The sequence below is a fragment of the Paraburkholderia sp. Ac-20336 genome (genome assembly GCF_017105025.1).
GTDB lineage: Bacteria > Pseudomonadota > Gammaproteobacteria > Burkholderiales > Burkholderiaceae > Paraburkholderia.
This window is the reverse complement of sequence record NZ_JAAGPS010000035.1, coordinates 39,723-55,321: the sequence shown is the minus strand read 5'-3', so window position 1 is coordinate 55,321 and position 15,599 is coordinate 39,723. Positions and strand designations below refer to the sequence as shown.

Sequence of the window (15,599 nt, the reverse complement as noted above, 5' to 3'; positions counted from 1 at the left end):
CGCGCCATCGGCGGCACTGTCGGACGACCGGACCGCGACGGTGGCGGCGCAAGCGGGCGGCACCACGGCCCACGCCGCCGGCGGCGACGGGCCCGCGCTCGCCAAAACCGATCCGGCCAACCAGTAACGCGCTGCGAAGGGGACTCTCATGAAACTCGAACATCTTGTGACGCATCTTGCGACGACTCGCCGCGCGGCGTTGCTGCTGGCGCTCTACGCAACCCTGGGCGGCTCGTTGAGCGGCTGCATGACGAGCACGCCGATCTGGGACGCGCACTTCGGCGAAGCCGTGCGCACCGTGACGCGGATGCAGATCATCGATCCGCACGCGGGCGAGCACACGCCGTCCACGCCGGGGGTCGACGGCAAGGCCGCCGTGGCCGCGCAGGACCAGTACGACAAGTCGTTCCAGGCGCCCGTCACGACCATCAATCCGTTCGTGATCGGCATCGGCACGAACGGCGGCAGTCAGTGAAGCACAGCGCGGCGACGTCCGCCGGATAACCTTGATCGCTTGGGCGAGAACATCATGATCAACATCCTGGCCCTCTCTGAAGACAGCGCGCGGCTCGCGCAGATCGCGCATCTGAGCGGCGAATGCGGCGACTATCGCTTCACGCGCGCGACCGGCGGGCCGTCGCTGCTCGGCGAGCGCGGCGACAGTCTCGACGCGTTCGACGTGCTGATTGTCGATGCGGCGTCGCTGAAGGACGCGGAGCTGCCCGTGGTCGAACGTCTGCATCGCGCGCATGGGCGGCTCACCTGCATCCTGCTGATTCCCGATGCGTCGCCGGATACGCTGATCGCCGCGATGCGCGCGGGCTTTCGCGACGTGCTCAACTGGCCGCTCGATCCGCGCCAGTTAGGCGACGCGTTGCAGCGCGCGCAGTCGCGGGGTTTGCAAAGCGGCACGCGCGATACCCAGGTGCTGTCGTTCGTGTCGTGCAAGGGCGGCGCGGGCACGAGCTTTATCGCCGCGAACGTCGCGCATGCGATCGCGAGCCTGCCGCAGAAAAAGCGCGTACTGCTGATCGATCTGAACCAGCAGTTCGCCGACGCCGCCTTTCTGGTCTCCGACGAAACCCCGCCCTCGACGCTGCCGCAAGTCTGCGCGCAGATCGAGCGCATGGACGCCGCGTTCTTCGACACGAGTCTGATGCACGTCACCGAGAACTTTCATATTCTCGCCGGCGCGGGCGATCCGGTGAAGGCGGCCGAGATCAAGGAAGACCGCCTCGAATGGATGCTCGGCGTCGCGGCGCCGCATTACGACTTCGTGCTGTTCGATCTCGGTCAGACGCTCAATCAACTGTCGATGCTCGCGCTCGATCGCAGCGACCAGATTCATGTCGTATTGCAGGCGAGCATGCCGCACGTGCGCGCCGGCCGCCGGCTGCAGGAAATTCTCTGCTCGCTCGGCTATGCACAGGAGCAGATGCGCCTCGTCCTGAACCGCTACACGCGCCACGGCGAACGCGCGCGCACGGCGCTCGAATCGGTGCTCGGCATGCACGCGTACCAGGTCATTCCCGAGGACGCCGAGGCCGTGACCGAGGCGATGAACCAGGGCCTGCCGGTATCGAAGACCGCGCGCAGCAGCGGGGTCGCGCGCAGTCTGCAAACGCTCGCCGAGAACATCGTCAGCCGCGCGACGACGTCGGAGCGCAAACGCGCGAAGAGCGATTCGCTGTTCGCGCGGCTGCTCGGCCGTCAGGCGGCGCCGAAACTTGAAACGCTGTAATACCTGAGAAGGGGAGAGGCCATGTCGCTTCGTGAGCAGATTTCCGCGCAACGCGCGCAACCCCTGGGCGAGCGCCAGGACTCGTCGGGTACGCCGGCCGGCATGCTGCGCGCTGCCTATCAGAAACTCAAGCGCGAGATTCATCAGGCCGTGCTCGAACGTGTCGAACTCGAACGCCTGTCGCGTTTGCCGTCCGATCAGGTGCGCCAGGAGATTGCCGCGCTGATCGGCCGCATTCTCGAAGAGCAGAAGGCGCCGGCCAACGATCTCGAACGCCGGCAGCTGGTGGGCGACGTGCACGACGAAATGTTCGGCTTCGGTCCGCTCGAAGTGCTGCTGCGCGACCCGAGCGTGTCGGACATTCTCGTCAATACGTATCGCCATACCTACGTCGAGCGGCGCGGGCGGCTCGAAGCGACCGACGTGACCTTCTACGACGACGCGCATCTGATGAAGGTCATCGAGAAGATCGTTTCGGGCGTGGGCCGCCATATCGACGAATCGAGCCCGATGGTCGACGCGCGCCTGCCGGACGGCTCGCGCGTGAACGCGATCATCCGGCCGTGCGCGGTCGACGGTCCGTTGCTGTCGATCCGCCGTTTCGCCGCGAACCCGCTGCAGGTCGCCGATCTGGTCGAACTGCAAAGCCTCACGCCGCCGATGGCCGAAGTGCTCGATGCGCTCGCGCGCGCGAAGGTCAACATTCTCGTGTCGGGCGGCACGGGCAGCGGCAAGACCACGCTCCTGAACGTGCTGTCGGGATTTATTCCGGATGACGAACGTATCGTCACGATCGAGGACGCGGCCGAACTGCAATTGCGCCAGCAGCACGTGCTCAGACTCGAAACGCGTTCGCCGAACATCGAGGGGCGCGGCGAGATCACGCAGCGCACGCTCGTGCGCAACGCGCTGCGGATGCGGCCCGATCGCATCATCCTCGGCGAAGTGCGCGGCGCCGAAGCGCTCGACATGCTCAATGCGATGAACACGGGCCACGAAGGCTCGCTGTCGACGATCCACGCGAACACGCCGCGCGACGCGCTCACGCGCCTCGAAAACATGATTAACCTCGGCGGCCTGTCGCTGCCGACACGCACGATGCGGCAACAGATTTCGTCGGCGATCTCGGTCGTCGTGCAGGCCGCGCGTTTGACCGATGGACGCCGCAAGATCATCAGCATTTCGGAGTTGACCGGCATGGAAGGCGACATGATCAACATGCAGGAGATCTTCGTGTTCCGCCGCGCCGGTGTCGATTCGAAGGGCAACGTGCGCGGACATTTCTGCGCGACCGGCGTGCGGCCGAAATTCGCCGAGCGCCTGCAAGCATTCGGCGTGGCGCCGTCGGATCAGATCTACGATCCGGCCCGCCGCTTCGAGACGACGTGATTCGCTGTTTCAGGAGACTTGCATGAACCCGATCTTCTACGCCGCGATCATCCTGCTCTTCGTGGCCGTGGTGCTTGCGACGAGCGGCGTGTACGAGTACTGGGACAGCCGGCATGGGCCGACCGCGCGGCGCGTTGCCGCACGGATTCGCGCGGTCTCCGCGGGCGGCCAGGTGAGCCGCGAGCGGCTGTCGATTCTGAAGACGCGCATGCTGGCCGAGTCGGCGTGGCTCACGCGGTTTTTGCTGCTGATCCCGCGCGTGCATGCGCTCGATCTGTTTCTGCAGCAGTCCGGGCTCCAGTGGTCGGTGGGCCGGCTCGTCGGCACGTGCGCGGTATTGCCGCTGTTCGTGCTGATGATCGGCGCGAGCGTCGCGTTGCCGTGGTTCGTCTCCGTGGCGATTGCCGTGTTGGCCGCGCTGTTGCCGATCGCCTATGTGCAGCGGCGGCGCAATCGCCGCATCCGGCAACTGGAGCGGCAGTTGCCCGACGTCTGCGACATGCTGGCGCGCGCGCTGCGTTCGGGCCATGCGTTCACGGGGGCAATCGATATGGTCGGCAACGAGTTCGCCGAGCCGATGAGCGGCGAATTCCGCATCGTGTTCGACGAGATCAACTATGGCGTGTCGATCAGCGAGGCGCTGACGAATCTCGCCACGCGCGTGCCGATTCGCGATTTGCGCTACTTCGTGATCGCGGTCGTGATCCAGCGCGAGACGGGCGGCAATCTCGCCGAAGTACTCGACGGCATCACGGCGCTGATTCGCGACCGCTTCAAGCTGTTCGACAAGGTTCGCGTGCTGTCCGCGGAAGGCAAGATGTCCGCGTGGGTGCTGGGACTGATGCCGTTCGGCGTCGGCGCCGCGATGATGGTTCTCAATCCCGACTTCCTCGACATACTGTGGCGCGACTCCACCGGCGTAAAAATGGTCGTGAGCTCGGGCGTCGGGATGCTGTTCGGCATCTTCTGGATGCGGCACATCGTGAAGATCCGGGTTTGAGCGCGTCGTACCGCCCGCGAAGAACAACTACCGAGGAGAGACCATGCAAACGCTGAACATCACGCAGATTCTGCTGCTCGCCGCCGTGTTCGCGATCGTGTTCGCGGCCGCGTTCGGCGTGCTGCATCTGGCCGCGCCGCGCGACATGAGCCGGCGCATCGAGCAGGCGGGCGGCGCGAACGTCGTGCCGGCGCCGGAGCAACTGGCGCCATCCGCGGACACCGCGTGGTACGAAAAGCTCGTCGAAATTTCGCAGCCGATTTCGAAGCTGTCGGTGCCGAAGGAAGGCTGGGAGCAATCCGCGTTGCGTGTGCAATTGATGACCGCGGGGTGGCGCTCGGCCAACGCGGTGCCGATCTACCTGGCCGCGAAAACGGCGCTCGCGATCCTGTTGCCGTTTCTCGCGATGCTCGCGCTCTACGGCTCATCCTTCGCGCCCACGCTGCTCGGACGCTCGATCGTTCTCGTGCTGCTCGCCGGGCTCGGCTACTACCTGCCGAATCTCGTGCTGGCAAAACGTATTGCCGCGCGCAAGCGCAGCCTCGTCGAGGACTTTCCCGATGCGCTCGATCTGCTGACGGTCTGCATCGAGGCGGGGCTCAGTCTCGATGCGTCGCTGATGAAGGTGGGCGAGGAAATCCGCATGCGCAGTGCGGTTGTGGCGAGCGAACTCGAACTGATGCTGCTGGAAATGCGCTCCGGTTTCTCGAAGGAAAAGGCGCTGCGCAATTTCTCCTTGCGCACGGGCGTGGAAGATATCGACGCATTCAGCGCCATGCTGATTCAGGCCGAGCGTTTTGGCACGAGCATCGGCATGTCGCTGCGCGTGCTTTCCGACACGCTGCGCACGCGGCGGCGCATGCGTGCCGAGGAGCGCGCCGCGAAGATTGCGCTGAAGCTGCTGTTTCCGCTGATCTTCTGTATTTTTCCGGCGCTGCTCGTCGTGCTGATGGGACCGTCGATGATTCATATCTATCGGGAACTGCTGCCGAGCATGGCGGGCGCCTGAGCCTGCGCAGGCCGTTGCCTGTCAATACATACGAGAGTGGGATGAGAGAAAAAGAACGCATAAAACGAAAAACTCAACGGGGCGCGGCGGCGGTCGAACTCGCGCTTGTGCTCCCGCTACTGCTGGCACTGATATTCGGCAGCGTGCAATTCGGCTGGTTCGTCAACAACTATCTGATGCTGACGAATGCCGCCGCGCTCGGCGCGCACCAGCTTGCGTCGGAGCGCGGGTACGCAGCGCCGTACACCGACACGGCGAATGCGATCAACACGCAGACAGGCGCATTGAAAGGCACGTTGACGATCTCGATGAGCGTCGGCGGTACGTCATGTACCAGCGACAGTACGTGCGCCAGCGCGTTGGGTTCGGGCACGCAGGCGCCCGCGGCCGGCACGCAGGCGATCGTGCAGCTCGGTTATACGTTTGCGCCGCTGTTCGGCGGCGCTTTGTTTGGCCTGAAGAGCATCATGCCGTCGAGCCTGAGCGCGAGCATGTCGGAGGTGGTGCAATGATTTCAGGCACGAGACCGACGCACCGATTACGGGGAGCGTCGGCGCTGAAAAAGCAGCAAGGCGTGGCGGCGGTCGAATTCGCCCTGCTTGCGCCCGTGCTTCTACTGATTGTGCTCGGCGTCGCGCAGTTCGGCTGGCTGCTCGGCAACTACGTGATGGTCGCAAATGCGGCCTCGGCGGGCGCGCGCTATTTCGCGTCGCAACGCGGCACCACCAGTCCGTATACGGCGACGCAGACTCAGGTGAACGCGTCCGCGTCGCTGCTCAAAACCTCGAATCTGTCGATCGCGACGTCGGTGAACGGCACCGCCTGCACGAGCGATTCGGCCTGCGCGTCGGGCCTGACGAGCGCCGGCGGCACGTCGGCGGTCGGAACGGCGACGGTGACCGTCTCGTACACGTTCGTACCGATCTTCAAGGGCAGCCTGTCCGGTCTCTACGCGATGATGCCGACCACGCTCAATGCAAGCGCGGTGGAGCGCGTGCAATGACTGGCGCAAAAAGCAGGTGCGCAAAATCTTGTGCGCAAAAGAAGCGCACACAAAAGGAAAGCGTGCAAACAGACGGCATGCAAAAGAGCGTGAGCAGCAAGAAAGCGGTTCAACCGTTTTGGGGGAAATCATGAGAAGAACGACAACTGGCCCGCGCGGCGCGCTTCGTCGCCAGCGCGGCGCCGTCTCCATCCTCGTGGCGATTTCGATGGTGATGCTGTTGGGCTTCGCCGCGCTCGGCGTCGATCTCGGCTATCTGGCCTACAGCCAGAGACGCCTGCAGAGCGCAACCGATGCCGCGGCGCTCGCGGGCGCGGTGGATTTGTGGACACAGTCGTGGGCCACCGCGTCGAGCAACGCCCAGGCGTTCGCGGCCGGCAACAACAACACGCTGCCCGGCGGCGTGATTCCGGCGGCCGCGACGATCACGGGCCTCACGTTGTCGAGCGTCGCGCTGCCCTACAAGCAGGCCGCTTCCGGCTACAACGGCATCCAGGTCACGCAGCAGGCCACCGTGCCGCTCTATTTCGCACGAGTCTTCGGCAAAAGCCAGCAGACGATCTCGGCAACCTCGAAGGCGGGCGCGGGCGGCGGCGCGGAGCCCGCGCTCTACAACGTAATGATCGTTCTCGACACCACGCGCTCGATGGCCACCACGACGGACAGCAACTGCAAGAACGCGAAGGGAGCCGCGCAAACACGGCTGCAATGCGCGCAGGCCGGCGCGTTGCAACTGTTGACGGGTCTCACGAACGCCGGTGACAACGTCGGCTTGATGGCGTTTCCGCCGCAAACTTCGTCGACGTACAACTTCTCGTGCTCGGGCAAGTCGCCGACCATTGCGAGCAGCTATTCGGCTTCGAGCGCGAGCTACCAGTATTCGTCGCCGAGCTCGGGTTATCTCGGCAGCAACGGCCAGGTCAGCACGAGTTCGGGCATCGTGCAGGCGCTCGGCGGCGGCAGTTGCAGCGGCCTGCCGGCGCCGGGCGGTCTGGGCACGTTTTACGCGCAGGCGATTACGGTGGCGCAAACTTCGCTGGCCGCCACCGCGTCAACGCAGCATCCGCCCGGCCAGAACGTGATTATTCTGCTGAGCGACGGCATCGCTTCGTCGACGACGACCCAGTTGGGCACGACCTATAGCAGCACCTACGGCAGCGAGTGCCAGGCCGCGATCAATGCGGCTTCCGCCGTGAAGAACAATACGGGCACGTTGATCTATACCGTCGCGTATCTCGGCGGCGAGTCCAATTCGGCGCCGAGTTGCGGCGACGGCGCCGATAAGCTCACTGCGTGCAATACGATGGCGTCGATCGCCTCGGGGCCGTCTTATTTCTATTCGGACACCTGTGCGAACGCGGCGGGCGGCACGAATAGCCTGAATGCGCTGTTTTCGCAGATCGCCTATAGCCTGACCAAGCCGCGGCTGATTCCGCTGGCGGCGAGCTAGTTGCAACGCTTCGGCGCGCATTACCGGTGGTCGTGCGTTTCGGCCGCGCTCTTTCCCTGAAAGATCGGCAGGCGCCAGCCGTAACGCAGCGACGCGAGCCGAACCAGCACGCAGGCGAGCGTCGCGAACCAGGGTGTCCACCAGTCGGTCCAGCCCGCATACGAAAAGCCCACCTGCACCGATGCGCCGAGCAGCGCGGCCGATGCGTAGATATCTCGCTCGAGAATCGCGGGTACGCGCGAGAGCACCACGTCGCGCATCACGCCGCCGCCGACCGCGCTGACGATGCCGAGCAGAATCGCGAGTTCGGCGTTGTGGCTATGCACGAGCGACTTCTGCGCGCCCGACACCGCGAAGAGGCCGAGCCCGATCGCATCGAAGAACAGCACCGGTTGGCGCAGTCTGCGCACTTGCGGATACGCGAGAATCGTGACTGCCGAGGCGGCCAGCGCGGTTGCCAGGTAATGCCAGTTCGACAGGCCCGCGGGCGGAATCGCACCGATGCAGAGATCGCGCACGATGCCGCCGCCGCACGCGACCATGAACGCGATCACGACGATGCCGAACAGGTCGAGCCGCCGTTGCCGCGCGGCCACCGCGCCGCTGATCGCGAATACGAACGTACCGACCAGATCGAGAAGGGTATAGACCGCGTGCGAATTCACAGTGCTTGTTCTCGCTGATCGAACCAGGCGCCGGCTGCGCACAGCATCGTTTCGATGCCGGTGCGCAGCGTCGGGTGAAGCAGCGGGGCGAACTTCGGCGAATGGTTGCTCGGGATTTCGTTGAGCTTCTTCGCCTCGCGCGCTTTGCGGAAGGTCTCGGGATCGGTGCTGCCGACGAACCAGAACGAGTACGGCACGCCCCATTCGCGGCCGAACAGGCTGAAGTCTTCGCTGGCGGCGGCCGGTTGCGCCTCGTACGCATGCTTGCCGAAGCGCGCTTCGAAGGCGTTGCGCAGACGCTCGGTGGCGGCGGCGTCGTTGACCGTGAGCGGATAGCTCGACAGCGTGGTGAATTCGGGTTCGCGCGGCGCGGTCGACGCCACGCATTCGGCACAGCAGATGCGGCGGATCGCGCCGAGCATGTACTCGCGCACGTCTTCGTCATAGCTGCGCACGTTGAGCTTGAGCGTCGCGTCGTCGGGGATGATGTTCTCTTTCGTGCCGGCCTGTATCGAGCCGACCGTCAGCACGGCGCTGTCGCTCGGCGCGATTTCGCGCGACACGATGGTTTGCAGACGCAGCGTGGTGGAGGCCGCCATGATGACCGGGTCGATCGAGGTTTGCGGCTGCGAGCCGTGCGAACCGCGCCCGAACAGTTTGACCTTGAGGCTGTCGGCGGCCGAGAGGATCGTGCCGCTGCGATAGCCGACCGTGCCGGCCGGACCGAACATCACGTGCTGGCCGAGAATCACGTCGGGCTTCGGAAAGCGCGTGGTCATGCCGTCGTCGAGCATGCTGCGCGCGCCGCGCCCGATTTCCTCGCCGGGCTGGAATACGGCCATCAGCGTGCCGCGCCATGCGTCGCGATGCTCGGCCATCAGACGCGCGGCGCCGAGCAGCCACGTGACGTGCATGTCGTGGCCGCACGCATGGGCGACGCCGACTTCGATGCCGTCTTCGTCTTTCGCCTTCACCGTGCTCGCATAGGGCAGGCCGGTGGCCTCGGCCATCGGCAGCGCGTCCATGTCGGCGCGCAGCATGACCGTGGGACCGTCGCCATTGCGCAGCAGCGCGACGACGCCCGTGATGCCGACATGGCGCGTCACCTCGTAGCCGAGCTTTTCGACGTAATCGGCGACGATGCCCGCGGTGCGCACTTCCTGCATCGACAGTTCGGGATGCTGGTGCAGGTCTTTGTAGATGGCTTCGAGTTCGGGCAGAAGCGCGTCGATGGCACTCGACGTCGTTTCGATCAGCTTCGACATGGAAGACTCCTGGTTGCAGGATGAGCAGTAAGAAAGGCTGAAAAGAAGAGGCCGCAAAAAAACGGCGGGCAAAGTCGCCGGGAAGATCAATGCGGCGGCGTGCTCACGGACTCGCGTGCCAGCAGGCTGTTCGATAGTTTGCTGAGCAGCTGTTCGAGCAGCTTGCGCTCGCTGTCGCTCAGCACCGTGGCGAGCTGCGCTTCCATCGCGAGGCCCAATGCTTCCGACGCTTTCGCGACTTTCAGCCCGTCGGGCGTGGCGCGCAGCGCGATGCTGCGGCGGTCCGACGAATGCGCGTTGCGCGTGATGAAGCCGCGTGTTTCAAGCTCGGTGAGTACTTTGGAGAGCAGTGTCTTTTCGATCAGCGCGCGTTGCGATACCGCGGTGGGCGTGATGTCGGGCTCGGCGCAGACGAGGCGCAGCACGCGCAAGGCGCGCACGTCGAGGTTCCAGCGCTCGCGATAGACCACGTTCGCGCGGTTGGTCAGCAAGGCGCTGGTCAGATCGAGCCTGAAAGTCAGAAAGTCCGAGTACAAGATTGCTCCGCGTGTCGACCGTCGTGCCCGTTGCGGACACGACGGCCATTATAGGCATGTAGTTGAAATTTTCAATTACATGTTTGTGGCGGAGTTTCGGCGTAGTGGGCGAGCCAGTGAATGGCCCAGTGTTTGCTTCGGCTCAAAGCTGCTTGCAATAGAAGGTCGTGCTGCAGAATGCGCCGTCGGGCATCAGCGCGTAATTCGGCACGTTGCCCACGCGCTGCCAGCCGGCGCGTTGATAAAGCCGCTCGGCGTCGCCGCCGGTGACGGTATCGAGCACGAGAACCGACTTCTTTTCTTTGCGCGCGGTGCGATCTATTTCGTCCATCAGATGCTGCGCGATTCCGCGCCGGCGTGCTTTTCGATGCACGAGCATCTTTGCAACGTCGGCGCGATGTGGCTGATTTTCCGGCTGCGCGGTAATCAACTGCACGGTGCCGACGATTTCTCCATGGCCGTCTTCCGCGATCAGCAGCGCACGCTCGCCGCGCCCGACGCCCTCGGCGACGCCGCGCCAGAACGTCAGCGCGGTTTCCCGCGAGATCGGCAGCATGAAGCTGACCGAGGCTCCACCTTCCACGCAGTCGATCAGCACATCGGCCAGCGCTTCCAGGCAGGCCGAAACCTCGTCGGCGCCGACGCGCCGCACGGTCACATTGCCAATCATCCGGTTCTCCTGTCCAGTATTACCGTTATTACAGTTGTATATTTTTTGTTATAGTTTATTTTCACTATTATGTGAGTATATGCTGATGCGGGTCATGGCTAAATCGAGGGAGCATGAACGCTACGCATTGCATGAACGTCTCGCACACCTGTTCAGATGCACTGAATTAGGGCAGATTACCGGCATATATCAAGAGACTGCCGGGCACAGTCGAACACAAGAACGACTGACAACCCGCCGAATGGATTGACGAGGCAATTCATTCGGTGTGCGCTACCTTTTCGGGCGGCACTGCCGGCCGGATTGACAACGGCCTTATCGGCCATCCTCTGCCATGCCGGCCACGGCGGCGGTGCATTCATCGGCCGAATTAAGCGCTGATAGAACACCTGCTGAGAAAACTGAACGACCCGCGGTTGATCCCAGGAGACGGAGGGTGCTCATGGAAACGCCTTCAGACTTTGCCGACAGAACATGGAGCGCGTCGTTGATTCAGACCAAAATGGTGCCGCCGCTTCTTCCTTTTGGATGCGTTCGCCGGCACGCGCTGCTCGATCGGCTGAGCGAACAGCAGACTCATGGCATAACCGTGGTGACCGCGCCGGCGGGTTTCGGCAAAACGACGTTACTCGCGGGATGCAGTGAAGTACTTTCGCGGCAGGAGTATCCGGTTGCTTGGCTCAGTCTCGATGGCGAGGACAATCAGGAGCAGCAGTTCGGCGCGTATCTGGTCGCGGCGTTTTGCCGGGTGTCGAAAGACATCGGCAGGCCGGCCCAGCAACTTTTGAATAGCGATGCGCGAACCTCCATCAAAACGATCATTTCCGTGCTCCTGAATGGAATCGCGGCATTCGGCCGACGTGTTTTCCTCGTGCTGGATGACGTTGACCGCCTCACGTCGGCGCCTGTCATTGCCGTCGTGTCGCGTCTGCTCCGCTATGCGCCCGAAAATATGCACGTTTTGCTTGGTGCGCGCGGCGAACCCGGCATGAAGCTCGGTCAGCTTCGGGCACCGGAGAAGCTCACGCGGATCAGTGCCAATGACCTCCGTTTTTCGATCGACGACGCGGAGAAATTTTTCGAGGAGACCTGTGCTTTATCGCTCGACCGTGCCAATGTCGAGTTGCTGAATGGCGTGACGGAGGGGTGGGTGGCGGGCTTGCAACTGGCCGCCCTTGCGCTGCGTCAAACCAGCGATCCCGCTCAGGTAGTCGGCCGGTTCACCGTTACCCGCTCCGGAATCGACCGTTACCTGGACGATGCGGTGCTGACCCAGCTGCCACCCGCTATGCTGGAATTCCTGCTGAGCACGTCGATTCTCGAACGGCTTTCGCCCGCCGTGTGCGATGCCGTCATGGCCGTCGAGGGCGGCAGCGGTGAAAAGCTCGAATGGCTCGAGCAGCATAACGTCTTTATCCGGCCGCTCGATGAACGGCGTGAATGGTATCGCCTGCACGCACTGCTGTCCGATGCGCTGCGGCGTCGTCTTCTCGCTCATATGCCGCAACAGGTTCCGGTATTGCATCAGCGGGCGTTTCGGTGGTTCGCGGAAAAGCGGCTGTGGTCGGAGGCGGTCAGACATGCATTGGCAGCGGGAGAATTCGAGCAGGCCGCCCAGCTGGTCGAGAACGGTGCAATGGAGATGCTCGAACGCGGCGAGTCACGCACGTTGCTGGAGTGGGTCGCGAAGCTGCCACCGGATGTCGTTCTCACGCGGCGCTTGCGTCTTGCCAAAGCGTGGGCGCTCGCTTTCTCGCTTCAAACGACGCACGCCATCAAGGAAATTCGTGTCGTTACCGATGAGATTTATCGGATGCGCCGCGAGAGTGCCTGCAGCATCGACGAAGTCGCGCTGGCGGAGGTGAATGCCATCAGCGGGATAATCGCCTCTGCCAGCGACCAGAGCGAACATGCATTCGAATTCGGGCACGCCGTCGCGACCTCATCGGCGATTGCGGCTCCCTGGGTCAATAGCTGCGCGCAATTCGCGCAATTCTTTGGTCTATTGCATCGAGGCGAATTCGACCAGATACGTCGGATATGGGGAGGCGCTCAAGATCGACCGGAACAGGGACGGGGGTCGATCTACACGGATCTGTTTCGAAACACGATGTACGGCCTTGCCGCGCAGATGCATGGCGAACTGGCCGAAGCGGGGAGAGTTCTCGAAGAAACGCTCGTGCGTGCCGAAAACGCTTTCGGCTACGCATCGTCCTGTGCCGTGATCGCGGCGGGTTGCCTGGTGTCGATTGTCTACGAATACAATCAACTTCCTCGCGCACGGAAGTTGATTGCGAACCGCACGACGATTGCCCTGGAGGTTTCTCCACTCGGCACGCTGCTCCGGCATGTGCTGACGGAGGCACGCCTGCTGCAACGCAACGGGCAAGTGGGGTCGGCGCTGGCTGTTCTTGAAGATGGCCGGCAGGTTGCCATAACCCGACAATGGCTGCGTCTCAAGATGGCGTGCGACGCGGAGACGGTCAGGTTGCTCCTTCATAGCGGTGACGTGACCCGCGCGAGGCAGATCGCTAACAAACTACGCGCGAGTATGCCGGTGGTGCTTGACGAGCAGGCGGGAGCCGCGACTGAAACCTGGACACACTACTGCTTCCTGCAGGCTCGGGTTCTGATTGCCGAAAATGATGCTGAAAAGGCAGTCGCTTTTCTCGTACGCCTGCTCGATGCTTTAGCGGCCAGGGGATGGCGTTATCATGAAGCGATTGCTTCCCTGTTGCTCTCGCTCGCATACGAGCAAGGCGGAGCGTCCGGAAGCGCGCTCGGCGCGCTGGATCGTGCGCTACGTCTCGGAGAGGCTGTTGGCATGGTAAATAGCTTCATAGACGAAGGGCAAGGAGTCCGCGCATTGCTGCAACGGTTTCGGTGGAACGCTGGGGGCGACTCCACGGTGGACGCCACCTATGTCGACAAATTGATCCATGCTTTCGATAACGTCGACGCGCCGTCGTCTACGTCTCCCAGGCCGGTCAGGAACCTGAAGATGTCGTCTGAGGCTCTGAGTGCGCGGGAGTTCGAAGTACTCCGTTGCGTGGCCCATGGTCAATCGAATAAGGAAGTGGGCCGATCGTTAAAGCTCGCACCGGAAACGGTCAAGTGGCACATGAAGAACATTTTCGAAAAACTCGATGTCACTTCGCGAATTGAAGCCGTGCAGAGCGTGTTCGGATTCGGCGTGAGAGAGGGTAGCGACGCTATGTAGTCATTGAATGCCTTCCACGAGAGACGGAGTTGGCGCAAGTCAGATTCGAGAACATCGATGCACTGAAGGCCGGCATCAAACCGTACCCACTACTACAACCACAAGCGCATCGAGCTGAAATTGAAAGGGCTGAGTCCTGTGATGTACAGAACCCAGCCCTCACGGCCTAACCGACCAAATTGTCCAACTTCGCAGGGTCAGTTCAAGATTGCGCGCCCGTATTCCACGGGCACATGAAATGATTTCGCAGATTCAGACCGGGTACGTGCCGCGAGTTTTACGGCATGTACCCGGTTTGATGCTTCGTTATGCCTTGAGCGTGTTCTTGTAGAACTTGCCGTCTTTCATCACGATACGCAGGTTCTGCTCGGGGTTCGCGATAAGGTCGAGATTCTCGAGCGGATTGCCGTCTACGAGCAGCAGATCGGCATAGGCACCTTGTTCGAGCACGCCGAGTTTTCGCGGATACGGATTGCGATGGCCGGATAGCGCGAGCAGTTCCGCGTTGGTACTCGTGGCCATTTCCAGTGCTTCGGCCGCGCTGTACCAGCGCTTCATATGCGTGAGCATCGTGCCTTGCCGCGCGGCGAGCGTCTGCGAGAAGATCAGGTCGGTGCCGAATGCGACCTTGATGCCGTGCTTGCGCGCGAGCTTGTACATGTTGTCCGTGCCCGCGGAGACTTCCTGGAATTTTTCGATGCCCGGCCCGGAGAGCGGCGCGACATCGTCCTGGCTGACGAACGGTTGCGTGCTGAGCCATGTGCCGTTTTTTGCCATCAGCGCGGCGGTTTTGTCGTCCATCAGATGACCGTGCTCGATGCAGCGCACACCCGCCGCGACGGAGCGCTGGATCGATTCGTTCGTGTACGCGTGCACGAGGACATACGTGCCCCAGTCCGCGGCCGTATCGACGGCCGCTCGCAACTGCTTTTCCGTGAACGTGAGCATGTCGATCGGGCTGCGCGGGGTCGATACGCCACCGCATCCGACCAGCTTGACCTGGGTGGCGCCCTGAATGAACTGCTCGCGCACGCGCACGCGGACTTCGTTTTCGGTATCGGCAATCGCGCTGCCGCCGTCGAGTTCCGACTGGCTGACCCGCGCGCCGCTGCGCGGCAGATCGCTGAGCGGACGGAAGTCGCCGTGGCCGCCGGTCGTCGTGATCATCGCGCCGGACGGATAGATGCGCGGCCCGGAAATCATGCCGCTGTCGATCGCCTGCTTCAACGCGAACGAGGGGCCGCCCGCGTCGCGTATCGTCGTGAAGCCGCGCAATAGCGTGCGCTCCGCTTCGGCACTGGCCGCGAGATGCACGAACGCAATGTCGGATTGCAGCACGACCTGGATCGGCAGCGACGCGAGCAGCGAATGCCAGTGCATGTCGATCAACCCGGGCATCATGACCTTGCCCCCGCAATCGACGACGATCCTGCCCTCGGTCGAGGCGGGCTGGCCCTGACCCAACTGACTGATGGCATTGCCTTCGACGACCATATACAGGCTATCGCGCAACGTCGACGATTTGCCATCGAACAGGCGGAAGTTCGTGAATAGCACCGGCCTGGCGGGTGCACTGGGCGGCAGGACACTTTGAGCGTGGCCGAGTCCGGGCAGCACCAGGCCCAGCATCGAAGCCGCAAGACCGGTAACG

14 protein-coding genes and 1 pseudogene are annotated in these 15,599 nt (G+C 63.1%); 10 read left to right on the top strand and 5 right to left on the bottom strand.

Going from position 1 to position 15,599, the window contains the following annotated elements; genetic code table 11:
* The first annotated feature begins 148 nt into the window (after positions 1-148).
* From GXB81_RS13405 to GXB81_RS13370, 8 genes are all read left to right on the top strand, one after another.
* Positions 149-475: a hypothetical protein gene (locus GXB81_RS13405; RefSeq protein ID WP_167042665.1), complete on the top strand. Its 327-nt coding sequence runs from the start codon at positions 149-151 to the stop codon at positions 473-475.
* A 54-nt stretch (positions 476-529) separates the two neighbouring features.
* Positions 530-1,741, top strand: a complete 1,212-nt coding sequence (locus tag GXB81_RS13400; protein WP_167042663.1) for an AAA family ATPase — start codon at positions 530-532, stop codon at positions 1,739-1,741.
* 21 nt (positions 1,742-1,762) lie between these two features.
* Complete coding sequence (locus tag GXB81_RS13395) at positions 1,763-3,130, top strand: CpaF family protein (RefSeq protein WP_167042661.1); 1,368 nt, start codon at positions 1,763-1,765, stop codon at positions 3,128-3,130.
* A gap of 22 nt (positions 3,131-3,152) precedes the next feature.
* Complete coding sequence (locus GXB81_RS13390; RefSeq protein WP_205989375.1) at positions 3,153-4,130, top strand: type II secretion system F family protein; 978 nt, start codon at positions 3,153-3,155, stop codon at positions 4,128-4,130.
* Between the two features lie 43 nt (positions 4,131-4,173).
* Positions 4,174-5,139 (top strand): type II secretion system F family protein, encoded by a 966-nt coding sequence (locus GXB81_RS13385; protein ID WP_167283756.1) that lies wholly within the window; start codon positions 4,174-4,176, stop codon positions 5,137-5,139.
* A gap of 41 nt (positions 5,140-5,180) precedes the next feature.
* Positions 5,181-5,651: a TadE/TadG family type IV pilus assembly protein gene (locus GXB81_RS13380; RefSeq protein WP_205192896.1), complete on the top strand. Its 471-nt coding sequence runs from the start codon at positions 5,181-5,183 to the stop codon at positions 5,649-5,651.
* A complete protein-coding gene (locus tag GXB81_RS13375; RefSeq protein ID WP_205989374.1) occupies positions 5,648-6,142 on the top strand; it encodes a TadE/TadG family type IV pilus assembly protein in 495 nt (164 codons plus the stop codon). Before GXB81_RS13380 ends, GXB81_RS13375 begins: the two co-directional genes overlap by 4 nt.
* A 130-nt stretch (positions 6,143-6,272) precedes the next feature.
* On the top strand, positions 6,273-7,592 hold the full coding sequence (locus tag GXB81_RS13370; protein WP_205989373.1) for a VWA domain-containing protein: 1,320 nt from the start codon (positions 6,273-6,275) through the stop codon (positions 7,590-7,592).
* 20 nt (positions 7,593-7,612) lie between these two features.
* Here the strand turns inward: GXB81_RS13370 and GXB81_RS13365 are convergent, their stop codons facing one another.
* The 4 genes from GXB81_RS13365 to GXB81_RS13350 all read right to left on the bottom strand — a co-directional run bounded on the left by GXB81_RS13365 (position 7,613) and on the right by GXB81_RS13350 (position 10,728).
* Entirely contained in the window at positions 7,613-8,257 is a 645-nt protein-coding gene (locus GXB81_RS13365; RefSeq protein WP_167042651.1) for a trimeric intracellular cation channel family protein, read from the bottom strand.
* Positions 8,254-9,522: a M20 family metallopeptidase gene (locus GXB81_RS13360; protein WP_205989372.1), complete on the bottom strand. Its 1,269-nt coding sequence runs from the start codon at positions 9,520-9,522 to the stop codon at positions 8,254-8,256. Before GXB81_RS13360 ends, GXB81_RS13365 begins: the two co-directional genes overlap by 4 nt.
* A gap of 86 nt (positions 9,523-9,608) precedes the next feature.
* Complete coding sequence (locus tag GXB81_RS13355) at positions 9,609-10,058, bottom strand: MarR family transcriptional regulator (protein WP_167042647.1); 450 nt, start codon at positions 10,056-10,058, stop codon at positions 9,609-9,611.
* A gap of 142 nt (positions 10,059-10,200) precedes the next feature.
* Positions 10,201-10,728 carry a GNAT family N-acetyltransferase gene (locus GXB81_RS13350; protein WP_167042645.1) on the bottom strand — a complete coding sequence of 176 codons (528 nt, stop codon included), beginning with the start codon at positions 10,726-10,728 and terminating at the stop codon, positions 10,201-10,203.
* A gap of 442 nt (positions 10,729-11,170) precedes the next feature.
* Here GXB81_RS13350 and GXB81_RS13345 point away from each other — a divergent pair, with 442 nt between their 5' ends.
* A complete protein-coding gene (locus GXB81_RS13345) occupies positions 11,171-13,948 on the top strand; it encodes a LuxR C-terminal-related transcriptional regulator (protein WP_205989371.1) in 2,778 nt (925 codons plus the stop codon).
* 44 nt (positions 13,949-13,992) lie between these two features.
* Positions 13,993-14,107 (top strand): annotated as a pseudogene (locus tag GXB81_RS31435) (IS3 family transposase); the annotation flags it as partial.
* A 147-nt stretch (positions 14,108-14,254) separates the two neighbouring features.
* On the opposite strand, the gene GXB81_RS13335 reads toward GXB81_RS31435, so the two are convergent.
* Positions 14,255-15,577, bottom strand: coding sequence for an amidohydrolase family protein (locus tag GXB81_RS13335; RefSeq protein WP_205989370.1), 1,323 nt, complete (start codon positions 15,575-15,577; stop codon positions 14,255-14,257).
* Positions 15,578-15,599: the final 22 nt, after the last annotated feature.